Origin of the sequence: Streptomyces sp. NPDC048623, from assembly GCF_040650755.1 — a bacterium.
Classification (GTDB): domain Bacteria; phylum Actinomycetota; class Actinomycetes; order Streptomycetales; family Streptomycetaceae; genus Streptomyces.
On the sequence record NZ_JBEZHV010000031.1, the window covers coordinates 47352 to 61677 of the forward strand.

General features: G+C 71.2%; 11 protein-coding genes. 3 read left to right on the forward strand and 8 right to left on the reverse strand.

Going from position 1 to position 14326, the window contains the following annotated elements:
• Nucleotides 1–129: 129 nt before the first annotated feature.
• Nucleotides 130–2652 carry an ATP-dependent Clp protease ATP-binding subunit gene (locus AB0C73_RS32150; protein ID WP_362536916.1) on the forward strand — a complete coding sequence of 841 codons (2523 nt, stop codon included), beginning with the start codon at nucleotides 130–132 and terminating at the stop codon, nucleotides 2650–2652.
• A gap of 86 nt (nucleotides 2653–2738) precedes the next feature.
• On the opposite strand, the gene AB0C73_RS32155 is transcribed toward AB0C73_RS32150, so the two are convergent.
• Together AB0C73_RS32155 and AB0C73_RS32160 are read right to left on the reverse strand one after the other, a co-directional pair.
• Nucleotides 2739–5585: an NACHT domain-containing protein gene (locus AB0C73_RS32155; RefSeq protein ID WP_362536917.1), complete on the reverse strand. Its 2847-nt coding sequence runs from the start codon at nucleotides 5583–5585 to the stop codon at nucleotides 2739–2741.
• Nucleotides 5582–5926, reverse strand: coding sequence for a trypco2 family protein (locus AB0C73_RS32160; protein ID WP_362536918.1), 345 nt, complete (start codon nucleotides 5924–5926; stop codon nucleotides 5582–5584). Before AB0C73_RS32160 ends, AB0C73_RS32155 begins: the two co-directional genes overlap by 4 nt.
• A 465-nt stretch (nucleotides 5927–6391) precedes the next feature.
• On the opposite strand from AB0C73_RS32160, the gene AB0C73_RS32165 reads away from it, so the two are divergent.
• Complete coding sequence (locus AB0C73_RS32165) at nucleotides 6392–7108, forward strand: M23 family metallopeptidase (RefSeq protein WP_362536919.1); 717 nt, start codon at nucleotides 6392–6394, stop codon at nucleotides 7106–7108.
• A gap of 14 nt (nucleotides 7109–7122) precedes the next feature.
• Here AB0C73_RS32165 and AB0C73_RS32170 read toward each other — a convergent pair whose 3' ends face one another.
• On the reverse strand, nucleotides 7123–7686 hold the full coding sequence (locus AB0C73_RS32170) for a helix-turn-helix domain-containing protein (protein ID WP_362536920.1): 564 nt from the start codon (nucleotides 7684–7686) through the stop codon (nucleotides 7123–7125).
• A gap of 115 nt (nucleotides 7687–7801) precedes the next feature.
• Between AB0C73_RS32170 and AB0C73_RS32175 the strand changes: the two genes are divergently transcribed.
• The gene (locus AB0C73_RS32175; RefSeq protein ID WP_362536921.1) at nucleotides 7802–9403 is read left to right on the forward strand and encodes an MDR family MFS transporter; all 1602 of its coding nucleotides are present in this window, start codon (nucleotides 7802–7804) and stop codon (nucleotides 9401–9403) included.
• 122 nt (nucleotides 9404–9525) lie between these two features.
• On the opposite strand, the gene cseC is transcribed toward AB0C73_RS32175, so the two are convergent.
• The 5 genes from cseC to AB0C73_RS32200 all read right to left on the reverse strand — a co-directional run bounded on the left by cseC (nucleotide 9526) and on the right by AB0C73_RS32200 (nucleotide 14301).
• Complete coding sequence (gene cseC / locus AB0C73_RS32180) at nucleotides 9526–10929, reverse strand: two-component system sensor histidine kinase CseC (protein WP_362536922.1); 1404 nt, start codon at nucleotides 10927–10929, stop codon at nucleotides 9526–9528.
• A complete protein-coding gene (cseB, locus tag AB0C73_RS32185; RefSeq protein WP_362536923.1) occupies nucleotides 10926–11627 on the reverse strand; it encodes a two-component system response regulator CseB in 702 nt (233 codons plus the stop codon). The genes cseC and cseB overlap by 4 nt, the downstream gene beginning before the upstream one ends.
• Before the next feature lie 83 nt (nucleotides 11628–11710).
• Nucleotides 11711–12400, reverse strand: a complete 690-nt coding sequence (locus tag AB0C73_RS32190; protein WP_362536924.1) for a hypothetical protein — start codon at nucleotides 12398–12400, stop codon at nucleotides 11711–11713.
• On the reverse strand, nucleotides 12388–13005 hold the full coding sequence (locus AB0C73_RS32195) for a SigE family RNA polymerase sigma factor (protein WP_362536925.1): 618 nt from the start codon (nucleotides 13003–13005) through the stop codon (nucleotides 12388–12390). Before AB0C73_RS32195 ends, AB0C73_RS32190 begins: the two co-directional genes overlap by 13 nt.
• A 267-nt stretch (nucleotides 13006–13272) precedes the next feature.
• Nucleotides 13273–14301, reverse strand: a complete 1029-nt coding sequence (locus tag AB0C73_RS32200) for an A/G-specific adenine glycosylase (RefSeq protein ID WP_362536926.1) — start codon at nucleotides 14299–14301, stop codon at nucleotides 13273–13275.
• Nucleotides 14302–14326 lie beyond the last annotated feature (25 nt).

Below are 14326 nucleotides of genomic sequence, written 5' to 3' on the forward strand. Positions count from 1 at the left end.
AAGTAAGGGGGTGATCCGGACGGATGTCGGCAGTTGGAATGAGCGGTCCCCGCTTGCGGGACTAAGCTGCGGAAGGACAGGGAGGGGATCGACCCCTAACTGACTGACCGCTCTGAGGAGCGATTAACGATGTTCGAGAGGTTCACCGACCGCGCGCGGCGGGTTGTCGTCCTGGCTCAGGAAGAAGCCCGGATGCTCAACCACAACTACATCGGCACCGAGCACATCCTCCTGGGCCTTATCCACGAGGGTGAGGGTGTCGCCGCTAAGGCCCTGGAGAGCCTCGGGATTTCGCTCGAGGCGGTCCGCCAGCAGGTGGAGGAGATCATCGGCCAGGGCCAGCAGGCCCCGTCCGGGCACATCCCGTTCACTCCTCGTGCCAAGAAGGTCCTGGAGCTGTCGCTCCGGGAGGCCCTCCAGCTCGGCCACAACTACATCGGCACCGAGCACATCCTGCTCGGCCTGATCCGCGAGGGCGAGGGCGTCGCCGCCCAGGTCCTCGTGAAGCTGGGCGCCGATCTCAACCGGGTCCGGCAGCAGGTCATCCAGCTGCTCTCCGGCTACCAGGGCAAGGAAGCCGCCACCGCCGGCGGTCCTGCCGAGGGCACCCCCTCGACGTCCCTGGTCCTCGACCAGTTCGGCCGCAACCTCACCCAGGCGGCCCGCGAGTCCAAGCTCGACCCGGTCATCGGGCGCGAGAAGGAGATCGAGCGGGTCATGCAGGTGCTGTCCCGCCGCACCAAGAACAACCCGGTCCTCATCGGCGAGCCCGGCGTCGGCAAGACGGCGGTCGTCGAGGGCCTGGCGCAGGCCATCGTCAAGGGCGAGGTGCCCGAGACCCTCAAGGACAAGCACCTCTACACCCTGGACCTCGGCGCGCTGGTCGCCGGCTCCCGCTACCGCGGTGACTTCGAGGAGCGCCTGAAGAAGGTCCTCAAGGAGATCCGCACCCGCGGCGACATCATCCTGTTCATCGACGAGCTCCACACCCTGGTGGGTGCGGGCGCCGCCGAGGGCGCGATCGACGCCGCCAGCATCCTCAAGCCGATGCTGGCCCGCGGCGAACTCCAGACCATCGGTGCCACCACGCTCGACGAGTACCGGAAGTACCTGGAGAAGGACGCGGCCCTGGAGCGCCGCTTCCAGCCCATCCAGGTCGCCGAGCCGTCGCTGCCGCACACGATCGAGATCCTCAAGGGTCTGCGCGACCGTTACGAGGCGCACCACCGGGTCTCCATCACGGACGAGGCCCTGGTCCAGGCCGCCACGCTGGCCGACCGCTACATCTCCGACCGCTTCCTGCCGGACAAGGCGATCGACCTGATCGACGAGGCCGGCTCCCGGATGCGCATCCGCCGGATGACCGCGCCGCCGGACCTCCGCGAATTCGACGAGAAGATCGCCGCCGTCCGCCGGGACAAGGAGTCCGCGATCGACTCGCAGGACTTCGAGAAGGCCGCCTCCCTGCGCGACAAGGAGAAGCAGCTCCTCGCCGCGAAGACCAAGCGGGAGAAGGAGTGGAAGGCCGGCGACATGGACGTCGTCGCCGAGGTCGACGGCGAGCTGATCGCCGAGGTCCTCGCGACCGCCACCGGCATCCCGGTCTTCAAGCTGACCGAGGAGGAGTCCTCGCGTCTGCTCCGCATGGAGGACGAGCTCCACAAGCGCGTCATCGGCCAGAAGGACGCCGTCATCGGTCTGTCCCGGGCGATCCGCCGCACCCGTGCGGGTCTGAAGGACCCGAAGCGCCCCGGTGGCTCGTTCATCTTCGCCGGTCCGTCCGGTGTCGGTAAGACCGAGCTGTCCAAGGCGCTCGCCGAATTCCTCTTCGGCGACGAGGACGCGATGATCTCCCTCGACATGTCGGAGTTCAGCGAGAAGCACACCGTCTCGCGCCTCTTCGGCTCCCCGCCCGGATACGTGGGCTACGAAGAGGGCGGCCAGCTCACCGAGAAGGTGCGCCGCAAGCCGTTCTCCGTGGTTCTCTTCGACGAGGTCGAGAAGGCCCACCCCGATATCTTCAATTCCCTTCTCCAGATCCTGGAGGACGGTCGTCTGACCGACTCCCAGGGCCGGGTCGTGGACTTCAAGAACACGGTCATCATCATGACGACCAACCTCGGGACCAGGGACATCTCGAAGGGCTTCAACCTCGGCTTCGCGGCCCAGGGCGACACGAAGTCCAACTACGAGCGGATGAAGGCGAAGGTCAGCGACGAGCTGAAGCAGCACTTCCGCCCGGAGTTCCTCAACCGTGTGGACGACATCATCGTCTTCCCGCAGCTGACCCAGGAAGACATCCTCAAGATCGTCGACCTCATGATCAGCCGCGTCGACGAGCGCCTGAAGGACCGGGACATGGGCATCGAGCTCTCCCAGTCCGCGAAGGAGCTCCTCGCGAAGAAGGGCTACGACCCCGTCATGGGCGCCCGGCCGCTGCGCCGGACGATCCAGCGCGAGGTCGAGGACACCCTCTCGGAGAAGATCCTCTTCGGCGAGCTGCGCCCCGGCCACATCGTGGTCGTGGACACCGAGGGCGAGGGCGAGGAGCGCAAGTTCACCTTCCGCGGCGAGGAGAAGTCGGCCCTGCCGGACGTGCCTCCGATCGAGGCGGCGGGCGGCGCGGGTCCGAACCTGTCGAAGGAAGCGTGACGCTGCGCTGAGCATGTAGCGCGTAGAGGGGCGGCCCCGGGACCGGAAACGGTCCTGGGGCCGCCCCTTCGGCGTGCCGACCGGGGTCAGTCGATCCTCAGCCCGTCGCCGAGGGCGGCGGCGCCGCGAAGGTCCTCGCGGAGGACTCCGTGGATGGCGACCTCCTCCAGGGCGGGCAAGGCGTGGAGCGGAGTGAGGTCCAGTGCACTGCCACGGTCGAGGAAGAGGCTGAGAGTCCGGAGAGCCGGCAGTCCGGCGAGGGCGCCGAGCTCCGGGCGGGAAGCGCCGAAGCCGCTCACCAGGAGGTGTCTGAGCTGGGAGCAGTCCAGCGACCGCAGCACGTCGAGATCGTTCCCGAGGCGCTCTCCCTGGATCGTCAGATAGGTGAGGGGACGGCCGGCGAGCCCGTGGGCGAGGTCGTGCGCGGCGTGCCTCCCCGCCACATGGACCCCACGGACCTGAGGCCAGTCGTGCAGGGTTCGCAGCTGCTCCCGCGTGCTGACGAGCAGGACCTCGTCGGGGTCCCAGTGCGGCAGAACCTCCTCGGCGAAGGCCTGCGCGGGGAAGGCGCTCCAGGCGGTCGCGAACCGGTGCGCCTCGCCGGCCTCGGCGAAGCGTGCGACGTAGGGGATCGCCTCCGCGCCGCCGATCCGGCAGATCAGCTCGGTGACCACGCCCAGAGCATCGGCCTCCGGCCTCGCCCTCACCTCCTCCGGTCCGGGCAGCAGCGGCAGCACGTAGCCACCCAGTCTCGCCAGCCGGGCGGCCTGCTCCTGGTTCCGCGGCGGGATCACCGACGTCACCGCCTTCCGGACCCGCCGGTGCAGGCTCTCCTCCAGCCACGCCGCGTGCTGCGCGGCCAGCGCCGCCAGCACGTACAGCGTCGTCTTCAGGTCCCGCTTCCGGGTGCCGGAGCCTGCCTCCAGCAGTCCGGCGACCAGCACCGGAAGGTCCCGTCGGCGGCAGTGGCCTGCGGCCAGGAGCAGGACGTCGTGCCACTGCTGCTCGTGGGCGTGGCGGAGCAGTTCGCCGAGGCAGTCGTCCTCCACGAACTCCTTCGCCGCCAGGAAGTCCTGGAAGGTGCGGTGGGCGAACTGGAAGACGTCGTCCGTGCGCTCCTGGAGGAGGCCGCTGCGGTTGATCAGATGGGTGAGTATCGCCTCCGGGCTGCCCTGGTCACGGACCCGCGGCATGCCGGGCAGGTCGCGTTCCAGGCGCTGGAGGGCCTGGTCGCGGGTGAACTCGGTCTGGCCGCAGCGGACCAGCCAGGCGGCGAGGCGCTGGAGGAGCTGGCGGTGCTCCTCGACCGACATGCGGATGCCGTCGGGGGCGTGCACGCGTCGCCGCTCGTCGCGGGTGCCGAGCAGCATCGTGAGGGCGGAGTCGTACAGCTCCCAGCGGGTCTCGGGCAGGAAGCCCTCCCGCAGCCGGTGCAGGGCGCAGATCACCGCGCAGAGCAGCGGGGTGCGGGCCAGCTCGGCGAGGTTGGGGTTGTGGCGGAACTGCTGGGCGAGGTCGCGTTCGAGCTCGTCGAGGGCGGCCCGGTCGTACACGTCGGCGTCGAGGCGGGCCGCGTCGTGCCAGGCGGTGATGAAGGCCTGGATGTCCTCGCCGCGCAGCGGCAGCAGGCTCAGCTCCTCGAAGCGCTCGGCGCCCAGCCAGTCGGGGGCGACGGCGTGCGGGCGTACGGTCGCCACGCAGCGGGTGTCCGGGTAGCGGGCGAGGAGGCCGCTGAGCCAGGTGTGGGCCTCGTCGCGGTCGTCCTGGGTGACCTCGTCCAGGCCGTCGACGAGGAGCAGCCCGCGTCCTGCGGCAAGCACCCGGCCCGCCCAGCCGTCGGGCGCGCTGTCGATCATGAGCCCGGCGACCCGGGGCAGCTCGCCGGGGGCGGGGAAGCCGTCGCCCCGGGCCCGCAGGGAACGCAGCGGTACGACGAAGGGCACGAGCCCGTTGAGCTCGGCGAGCCGTGGACCGAGGGTCCCGGCGGCGGCGTGCGCGGCCAGCCACCACACCAGGGTGGTCTTCCCGGCGCCCGCGTCGCCGCGCAGCAGCACGCGCGGCCGGTCGGCGAGCAGGTCGTCGATCCGGCGCGGTACGGGAACGGCGGCCCGGTCCCGATCCCGGTCCCGGTCGCGGTCGCGGTCGCGCTCCCGGTCCCGTACGCGATCCGTGTCCCGGGGCGCGGCCTCCAGGGAGATGTAGGCGGTGTCGAGGTCCCACTCGGAGGCGCGCTTGCCGAGCTCGTCCAGGCCGAAGATCCGGGTGCGGCGGTAGGCGGCGCCGACGGCCTCGGCGTACTCCGCCTCGTAGCGGCGGTCCGCCGGATGCTCGTCGACCGGGGACAGGAGGACGTCCGGAAGCCACTGCCGTACGGATTCCTCGGCCGTGACGGTGGAGAGCGGGACGCACTCCAGGCGGCGGTGGCCGCGGCCGTGGGGGACGGAGCGGACGATGCCGATGAGGCCGTCGGCGGCGAAGACGGGGGCGCCGGAGAGGCCCGCCAGGGGCGAGGGGCCGTCCGGGTCCTCCGTGGTCACGGGCGGATGGTCCAGCTCGACGGTGAGGACGCGCCGCATCTGACCGGCCAGCGGCAGCACGGTGCCGGTGAACTGGTCGAGGTCCAGCTTTCGGCCCTCGTACCGCTGGATCCGGGGGTAGCCGAGGATCTCGCAGCCGTGGATCGGGCGGTCGGTGGCGAGCCCGCTGAGCCGGGGCGCGGGGCCGAGGGGCTCGGCGGAGCGCAGGAGGGCGGCGTCGAGGCCGTGGTCCACCCAGACCACCCGTAACTCCACGAGGGGCCGGTCCGGTGCGGCTGCCCGGGCACTGAAGGCGTCGCCGACGACATGGGCGCTGGTCAGGACCAGGTCAGGGGCCACGAGGACACCGCTGCCCTGTTGCCTGCCGAGGACCGCGAGGGCGGAGCGGACGCTCACCGTCCGCCGCCCAGGCCGCCGAACCCGGAGACGTCCGCCTCCTCCTCGTTCCCCACCAGCCACGCCCCGCCCGTGGCCGCGTTCCGCGGCTTCAGGGTGAAGGAGACCCGGTGGGTCTCGCCGCGTGAGCGGGTGGTGTCGGCGCCGGCCTCGACGACCCAGGCCTTGACCTTGCCGCCGCCCTTCAGTTCCCGGCGCAGTTCGACGGTGAACTCCATCTCGATGTCGCCGACCTCGAAGGAGACGGGGTGGCCGGTGGCGCGGCGGGCCGCGGTCAGCAGTTCATCGCGTACGGAGGCGATGGCGTCGGCCAGTTCGATCTTGGGCGTGGTGTCGGTCATGCCTCGGAAGCTAGCCCGCGCGGAGGGGTCCTGGAGGGCGTTCGGGGGCTTCGGGCGCGTGACCCAGGTCGCAATGGCGGGGCGGGCGTGGTGACAAGGCGCACAGGCGTTTCGGGCGGTACTAGGCGGAATAGTGGTGGCGTTTCACCATGATCCGGGTGTTTCGGGGCGAACTGTCGGGGCGTAGGTGCCGGATAAGGCGAAATCGGGCGAGGGGCGGCGTTCCCGGCGCTTCGGGGCGGGCGCGACATGCGGTTAAACAGGTCTACGCGGGTCGCATTTGTCCGATTTCGCCCCACCGTTCCCGAGGGGGTGCGGGATCGATTCCCGGCGAGATCGCTACGACGCTATGTCGTAGTTGGGGTGTTTTACCCGGGCTGGGGGTCCGGGTTACCAAGGATGAGCAAGCCCGGTGCTGAGCCGCTCTCAGGCCGGGTCCCGTTCTGTCCGGAGGTTCTCCCCCGTATGTCGAAGCGCGTCATGAAGCCCAGCATCCGTACCACCGCCGTCGCCCTCGCCGCCGCGGGTCTGGGAGCGTCGCTGGTGGCCGGAGCCGGCTCCGCGTTCGCCGCCGAGGGCAAGGCCGCCGTCGCGTCCACCACGAACGTCGCCGCGTCCGCCGCCGTCGCCCAGCAGGCCGCCACCCAGGCCAAGGTCGCCGCCCAGGCCAAGGCCGCCGAGGTCAAGGCCGCTCAGGTGAAGGCCGCCGTCGCCAAGGCGAAGGCCGCGACGCCCGTCAAGGCCGTCGCCGCCAAGAAGGCCGCCGCCTGGGTCAAGCCGGTCAGCTCCTACACCCTGTCCGCCACCTTCAACCAGGGCGGCGCCATGTGGGCCCACAAGCACTCCGGCCAGGACTTCGCCGTTCCGGTCGGCACCTCGGTCAAGGCCGCCGCCGCCGGCACCGTCGTGAAGGCCGGCCCGTACGGCGGCGGTGACGGCCCCGCGTACGGCAACGCGATCGTCGTGAAGCACGCCAACGGCACGTACTCGCAGTACGCCCACCTGTCGAAGATCAAGGTCCACATCGGCCAGAAGGTCGCCGCCGGTCAGCAGATCGCCCTCTCGGGCAACACCGGCAACTCCTCCGGCCCGCACCTTCACTTCGAGATCCGCACCACCCCGAACTACGGCTCCGCCATCAACCCGGCCGCCTTCCTGCGGTCCCACGGCGTCACCATCTGACGTACCTGACTGACTCAGGCCCGCTGCTCGGCCTGCTCGATCAGATCGAGGGCGACCTCGAGGACGGCTTCCCGCTTCTCCTCGGGGTCGCCCTCGACGTTCTGCAGGAAGAACGTCCCAGCGTGCAGCGCGAAGATCGCGCTGACGGCGCGGACCTTGTCCTTCACCGGGGCGTCCGGCTCCTGGATGAACTCGTTGAGCGCGACGAAGCGCTCCTTGAAGGTCATTCCGATGCTCAGGTCGCGTACGGTCGCCTGGTTCTCGTGCATGAAGCGGAACAGCGGGGCCGCCTGCGTCAGCGCCCCGTGGTAGCGGCGCAGGATCTCCTTCTTGGTCTCCAGGGTGCGCGGCTGCTCGGACGCCCAGGCCACCAGCTCGTCGATCGGGCGCGCCAGGTCCTGGAAGATCCCGACGATGATGTCTTCCTTGGTCTTGAAGTGGTAGTAGAGCGCCGCCTTCGTGACGTCGAGGCGCTCGGCGATCTCGCGCAGTGAGGTCTTCTCGTAGCCCTGCTCGGCGAAGAGTTCGAGAGCCACGTCCTGGATGCGCTGGCGGGTGTTGCCTCGGGCCTGGGCCATGTCTCTCGTTTCCCTCGCTGACACACAAACTTACTTGACGACCGGCAAGTTACGGGTCTACCTTCCCCAGTGTAGTAACTAGCCGGGCGGCAAGTAAGTGACGCAAGGGGACAAGATGACGACGACAGTGAAAACCGAGGCAGCCGAGGGGGAGGCCGCACCGCCGCGCAGCGTCCGCGTCGTGCTCCTCGCCCTGATGATCGCGATGCTGCTCGCGATGCTGGACAACATGATCATCGGCACCGCGATGCCGACGATCGTCGGCGAGCTCGGGGGCCTGGAACACCTCTCCTGGGTCGTCACCGCCTACACCCTGGCCACCGCCGCCTCGACCCCGATCTGGGGCAAGCTCGGCGACATGTTCGGCCGCAAAAGCGTCTTCCTGACCTCGATCGTGATCTTCCTGATCGGCTCCGCGCTCAGCGGCATGGCCCAGGACATGGGCCAGCTCATCGGCTTCCGTGCCGTCCAGGGCCTGGGCGCCGGCGGTCTGATGGTCGGCGTCATGGCGATCATCGGCGACCTCATCCCGCCCCGGGACCGCGGCAAGTACCAGGGCATGATGGCCGGCATCATGGCGCTCGCCATGATCGGCGGACCGCTGGTCGGCGGCTCCATCACCGACCACTGGGGCTGGCGCTGGTCCTTCTACATCAACCTGCCGCTCGGCGTCGTCGCCCTCGCGATGCTCGCCACCGTGCTCCACCTGCCCCGCAAGGAGCGCGCCGCCGGCACCCGCATCGACTTCCTCGGCGCCGCGCTGCTGACCGTCGGCATCACCGCGATCGTCCTGGTCACCACCTGGGGCGGCACCGAGTACGCCTGGGGCTCGGCCACCATCATCGGCCTCGCCGTCGGCGGCGTCGTCGCCCTCGGGGCCTTCCTCTTCACCGAGACCCGCGCGAGCGACCCGATCATGCCGCTGCACATCTTCCGCAGCCGCAACTTCACCCTGATGTCCGTGATCGGCTTCCTCACCGGCTTCGTGATGTTCGGCGCGGTGCTCTTCCTGCCGCTGTTCCAGCAGTCCGTGCAGGGCGCCTCCGCGACCAACTCGGGTCTGCTGCTCCTGCCGATGCTGCTCTCGATGATGGTCGTCTCGATGGTCGCCGGCCGGGTCACCACGACCAGCGGCAAGTACAAGATCTTCCCGATCATCGGCGGCGCGTTCATGGTCGCGGGCCTGTTCCTGCTCTCCACCATGGACACCGGCACCACCCGCTTCACCTCCGGCCTCTACATGGCCGTGCTCGGTGCGGGCATGGGCTTCCTGATGCAGATCACCATGCTCGTCGCGCAGAACAGCGTCGAGATGAAGGACATGGGCGTGGCCTCCTCCTCGACCACCCTGTTCCGGACCCTCGGCTCCTCCTTCGGCGTCGCGATCATGGGTGCGCTCTTCAACCACCAGGTCCAGAACGAGATGGCCGCCCGCGGCGGCTCCCAGCTCACCGAGCGCTCGGCCCAGCTCGACGCCGCGAGCCTCGCCAAGCTGCCGGCCGCGCTCCGCGAGGCCTACCAGCACGCGGTCGCCGCCGGTACGCACTCGGCCTTCCTGGTCGGCTCGATCGTGGCCGTCCTCGGCTTCGTCCTCGCCTTCTTCGTCAAGGAGGTGGCGCTGCGCGGCACCGGCCTTCCGAAGAAGGACGAGAGCGAGCAGGACGCCCCCGCCGACGCCGAGCAGGCCGAGGCGAAGACCCTGAAGGCCACCGCCTAGGCGCGGCCAGGGCCGGCGCGCCCGTCCGGCCGGAAGACCGACGGCCCCCGGTGTCCGCAGGGACACCGGGGGCCGTCGTTCGTACGCCTCTGGGATGTGCGCCGCTTGCGCGGATGTACGGCTCAGTCGGCTAACCGCAGGATCGGAAAGCTCCCCGTGGTCGTCGGCGCGTGCTCCGGCAGCCACAGCACCGCCACCGCGCCGCCCGCCCCGTCCGGCGTGCCCTCGGGCGCCGCGTTGCGGAAGGTCAGCCGGGCGCCGAGGACCCGGGCCTGGCCGGTCGCGATGGTCAGGCCCAGGCCGTGGCCCTGGCCCGAGCGGTCGCTGCTGCCCGTACGGAAACGGCTCGGGCCGTCCTTGAGGAGCGCCTCGGGGAAGCCGGGGCCGTGGTCCCTGACCCGTACCACCCGGCCCTCGACCGTGACCTCCACCGGGCCCGGGCCCTTGCCGTGCTTGGCCGCGTTGGCGAGCAGATTGCCCAGGATGCGCTCCAGGCGCCGCGGGTCGGTGTTGACCCAGGACTCGTGGACGACGCGGACGACCGCGTCCGGGTCGAGCGCCCGTACCCGGCGCTCGACGAACTCGCCGAGCGCGAGCTCCTGGAGCTCGGCCCGCTCCGACGCGCTGTCGAGCCGGGCCACCTCCAGGACGTCCTCGACCAGGGTCCGCATCGCCTGCGCCCGGTCCCGTACCAGCTCGGTCGGGCGGCCCGGCGGCAGCAGCTCGGCGGCGGTGAGCAGCCCGGTCACGGGGGTGCGCAGCTCGTGCGCGATGTCCGCGGTGACCCGGCGCTCGGCCTCGATCCGCTCGTTCAGGGCGTCGGTGAGGGCGTCGATGGCGCGGGCCAGCTCGTCGGTCTCGTCGCGTACGACGCCGCCGATCGCGTGCCGTACCCGTACGTCCGTGTTGCCCTGGGCGACCCGGCCGGCGGCGGCGGCGGCCTTGCGCAGGCGCCGGGAGAGCTGCCCGCCGATGAGCACGCCGAGCGCGCAGCCGCCGACGACCACCGACACCGAGCCGATGATCAGGGCGCGGTCGAGGTCGTTCATGATCGTGGCGCTGCGGTCGGCGAAGGGCACGTGCAGCGACAGCACGTCGCCGTTGGCGAGCGGCACGGCCGCCCACACGTCCGGCGGGCCGCTGCGGTGCTCCTGTACGTACGTGCCGCGGCGCCCGTCGTGCATCAGCTGGTCGAGCTGGGGCGGCAGCGCGGGGTCGTTGAGCTTGGTGCCGAAGCGCGGCTCCTTCGGCTTGGAGGTCTCGTAGACCCGCTGCGCGAAGACCAGCCGCCACATCTGCACGTCACGGGCGTTGTCGAGCATGGAGACCCGGGCCGCGTTGTGCACGACCAGGCTGAGGGTGACCGCGACGAGCGCGCCGACCCCCGCGATGGCGACGGCGATCTTCCAGCGGACGCCCGTACGCAGGGCCTTCCTCCGGCGCAGCCGCTTCCCGAAGGGCTTCCCGAACGGTTTCCCGAACGGCTTCCCGAGCCGGGGCCTGACCGGCTCCTCGACCAGGCTCATCCCTTGAGCTTGTAGCCGAAGCCGCGGACCGTCTCGATCCGGTCCTGGCCGATCTTGGTGCGCAGCCGCTGCACATGGACGTCCACGACCCGGGTGTCGCCGCCCCAGCCGTAGTCCCAGACCCGCTCCAGGAGCTTGTCCCGGGAGAGCACGGTGCCGGGCGCGGACGAGAACTCGAGCAGCAGCCGCATCTCGGTGGGCGTGAGGGCGACCGGCGCGCCGGCCCGGCGCACCTCCATGCCCTCGGTGTCGACCTCCAGGTCACCGAAGACCAGCACCCCGCAGTCGGCGCCCGCCGCGTCGCCGTCCCCGGCGCCGTTCCCGCCCGCGTGGCCGAAGCGGCGGAGCACCGCGCGGATCCGGGCCATGAGCACGGAGCCGTCGAAGGGCTTGGTGACGTAGTCGTCCGCGCCCGCCTCAAGGCCCAGGACGACGTCGATGGAGTCGGCCCGCGCCGACAGCATGATCACCGGCACGGTCGACTCGTCGCGGATGCGCCGGCACAGGCTCACGCCGTCCATGCCGGGCAGCATCACGTCGAGCAGCGCGATGTCGGGCCGGTTCGCGCGGAAGGCCTCGAGACCGGAGAGCCCGTCGGGCATGGCGGTCACCGTGAAGCCGTCCCGCTCCAGGGCGAGCTGGGTGGCCTCACGGATGACGTCGTCGTCCTCGACGAACAGGACATGGGTCTCGGCCATGGTGCGCCTTCCTGGTGCCTTTCTGTCTGCTCTGCCTGCGTGCACAGTCTGTCCGCGTGCGAAGAGGGGGAGCGAGGCGAGGGTCAGCCCGCGGGGGGTTCGGTCGGGGCGGCCGCGCCGTCGGCGATGCCGTCGCCGACCGCCTTGCTGTACTCGTTGTGCACCCAGTCGTGCTGGGTGAACCTGTTCCCCGACCAGCGGTACGTGATCACGTCCTCGCCCGAGGGATAGGCGACCGGGTCGCCCTTCGCGTACACCTGCTTGGTGACGATCAGATCCCCCCGGTCGATCGTCCCGTACACCGCCGCGTCCTCGGCCACGAAGACGTTCGTGTACGCGTTGTTCTCCTCGCGGTACACGAACGTGCCGAGGCCGACCGCGTCCCCGCAGGTCATCACGTTGACGACGACATCGGGGGAGGCGGAGTTCGTGAGGTTCCCGTACGAGGTGTCCACCGGGTAGGCGTCCGCCGTGCACGGCTTGAGGTCGGCCTTGAGCCGTGCCCCGACCTTCGGATCGTTCTTGATCAGCGCGATCGGGTCCACCCGCTTCGCCGCCCGCGCCGGCGTGTCCTCGCCGCCCGGGACGGACGGGCTCGGGGTGGCCGGGACCGTCGAGGCGACCTGGTCGGGCCGGGCCGCGCCCTCGTCGCGCGAGCCGGTGCCCCCGGTCGAGCAGCCGGCCACGAGCAGGCCGAAGGCGGCGAGCCCGGCCACCGCCGCGCCACCCGCCGCCTGCTCCCTGCCACTCCCACCTGGTCTCAGGCCGCGCACCGCTCCTGCTTCCGCTCGTCGCCTCGCCGTACGTCGTCGCCCCGCCGTACGGTCGTCGTCCGCTTCAGCGCACAGGTGTCCAGGGCCCGGGCGTCGCCGTCGGCGGCCCGGCTCTCCAGCTCCTGGCGCAGTCGGGCCAGAGCGCGGTGAAGCGTGCTCTTCACCGTACCGGTCGACATGCCGAGCGCGGCGGCCGTCTCCTCGGTGCTCATCTGCTCCCAGTGCCGCAGCACGACCACGCTGCGCTGCTTCGGCGCGAGCACCTTGAGGATGTCCATCAGCAGCGCCCGGTCGGCGTGCTGCTCGGTGGCGTCCTCGACGCGGGCGTCGGGCAGCTGCTCGGTGGGCACCTCGTCGAGCTTGCGGGCGCGCCACCACTCGGTCCGGGTGTTGATCATGACCCGGCGGAGGTACGCGTCGGCCAGCGACTTGTCGGCGATGCCGTCCCAGCGTCCGTACGTACGGACCAGCGCGGTCTGCAGCAGGTCCTGGGCGTCCACCGGGTCGGGCACGAGCCGGCGGGCGCTGCGCAGCAGCGCGTCCTGCCGTGTACGTACGTACTCCTCGAAGTCGAGCACCTCGCCGAGCGTCTCGCCGTGCGCCATCCCGAACCGCCTCCGATCCCCGTGACCAGCCCTGGTCAGTGACCTGGTCTCTGCCCTGATCCCTTACGCCGACGACGCTACGGAGCAGTTGTCACGAGGCTGTGCGGGGCAGCCGTCGGCGGACGCACGGCTGTCCATCGGTTGTGTAACAGCGGATTCAAAGGTTCCGCTTCCTTGGGATCGAAGGCGCGGTCCGGGCCGGGCATCCGGATGTACGGATCAGCCCGGCGGCCGGCCCGGTCGCCGGCCCGGCTGCCGACCCGTCCGTCAGCCCAGCGGGAGCCGGTAGCGGCCGCCCTCCAGCGGCTCCACCAGGCCGTCCGCGACCAGGCCGTCCAGCGCCCGGGCCCGCTGCACCGGCTCGTCCCACACCGCGTCGAGCGCGGCCTGCGGCACCGGGTCCACGGCCTCGCGCAGGACGGCGAGCAGCTTGCCCCGCACCTGCCGGTCCGTGCCCGCGTACGTCTGGCCGCGGCGCGGCGGTCCTTCGTGAGCGGGCTTACCCGCGAGACGCCACACGCACACCTCCGCCACCGGACAGCGCCCGCACTCCTCGTTCTTCGCCGTGCACACCAGGGCGCCCAGCTCCATGGAGGCAGCCGCCCAACGGGCCGCCGTCGGCTCGTCGGCCGGCAGCAGGGCCCGGGCCAGGCGCCGCTCGGCGGCCGTGGTCGCGTTCGGCGGGTACTGCACACCGGTCGCCGCCCGCGCGAACACCCGCCGCACATTGGTGTCGAGCACCGCGTGGCGCTGCCCGTACGCGAAGGACGCCACCGCCGCGGCCGTGTACTCGCCGATCCCCGGCAGCGCGAGCAACTGCCCGTGATCGCTCGGTACGTCACCGCCGTGCCGTTCCTTTATGGCCACCGCTGCCGCGTGCAGCCGCAGCGCCCGGCGCGGATAGCCGAGCCGGCCCCAGGCGCGCACCGCCTCACCCGGCGCCTCCGCGGCGAGGTCGGCAGGGCGCGGCCAGCGCGCCAGCCACTGCTCGTACACCGGGAGCACGCGGACCACCGGGGTCTGCTGGAGCATGAACTCGCTGACCATCACGCCCCACGCCCCGGCCTCGGGGCGGCGCCACGGCAGATCGCGGGCGTGCCGGTCGAACCAGGCGAGGACGGGCCCGTGCAGCGCGGCGGGCGCGACGTCGAGCGGAGCGATGTCGAGTGGAGCGATGTCGAGCGGAGCGGCGGCGGTGCCGGGAGCAGCGGAGGGCACGGCCGCGTCGTCGGGGGTGGGGGCGGGGGCGTCGCTGGGGGCGCCGGGGGCGGGGGAGGAGGCGTCGTGGGAAGTCATGGCACCTCCGATCCTGGCACGTCCG

What these genes read in the sequence shown, in the direction of transcription:
- AB0C73_RS32200 (WP_362536926.1), bottom strand. Translation starts at nt 14,301, where the DNA reads ATGACTTCCCACGACGCCTCCTCCCCCGCCCCCGGCGCCCCCAGCGAC.
- AB0C73_RS32160 (WP_362536918.1), bottom strand. Translation starts at nt 5,926, where the DNA reads ATGACCGACACCACGCCCAAGATCGAACTGGCCGACGCCATCGCCTCC.
- AB0C73_RS32195 (WP_362536925.1), bottom strand. Translation starts at nt 13,005, where the DNA reads ATGGCGCACGGCGAGACGCTCGGCGAGGTGCTCGACTTCGAGGAGTAC.
- AB0C73_RS32150 (WP_362536916.1), top strand. Translation starts at nt 130, where the DNA reads ATGTTCGAGAGGTTCACCGACCGCGCGCGGCGGGTTGTCGTCCTGGCT.
- cseC (WP_362536922.1), bottom strand. Translation starts at nt 10,929, where the DNA reads ATGAGCCTGGTCGAGGAGCCGGTCAGGCCCCGGCTCGGGAAGCCGTTC.
- AB0C73_RS32175 (WP_362536921.1), top strand. Translation starts at nt 7,802, where the DNA reads ATGACGACGACAGTGAAAACCGAGGCAGCCGAGGGGGAGGCCGCACCG.
- cseB (WP_362536923.1), bottom strand. Translation starts at nt 11,627, where the DNA reads ATGGCCGAGACCCATGTCCTGTTCGTCGAGGACGACGACGTCATCCGT.
- AB0C73_RS32170 (WP_362536920.1), bottom strand. Translation starts at nt 7,686, where the DNA reads ATGGCCCAGGCCCGAGGCAACACCCGCCAGCGCATCCAGGACGTGGCT.
- AB0C73_RS32165 (WP_362536919.1), top strand. Translation starts at nt 6,392, where the DNA reads ATGTCGAAGCGCGTCATGAAGCCCAGCATCCGTACCACCGCCGTCGCC.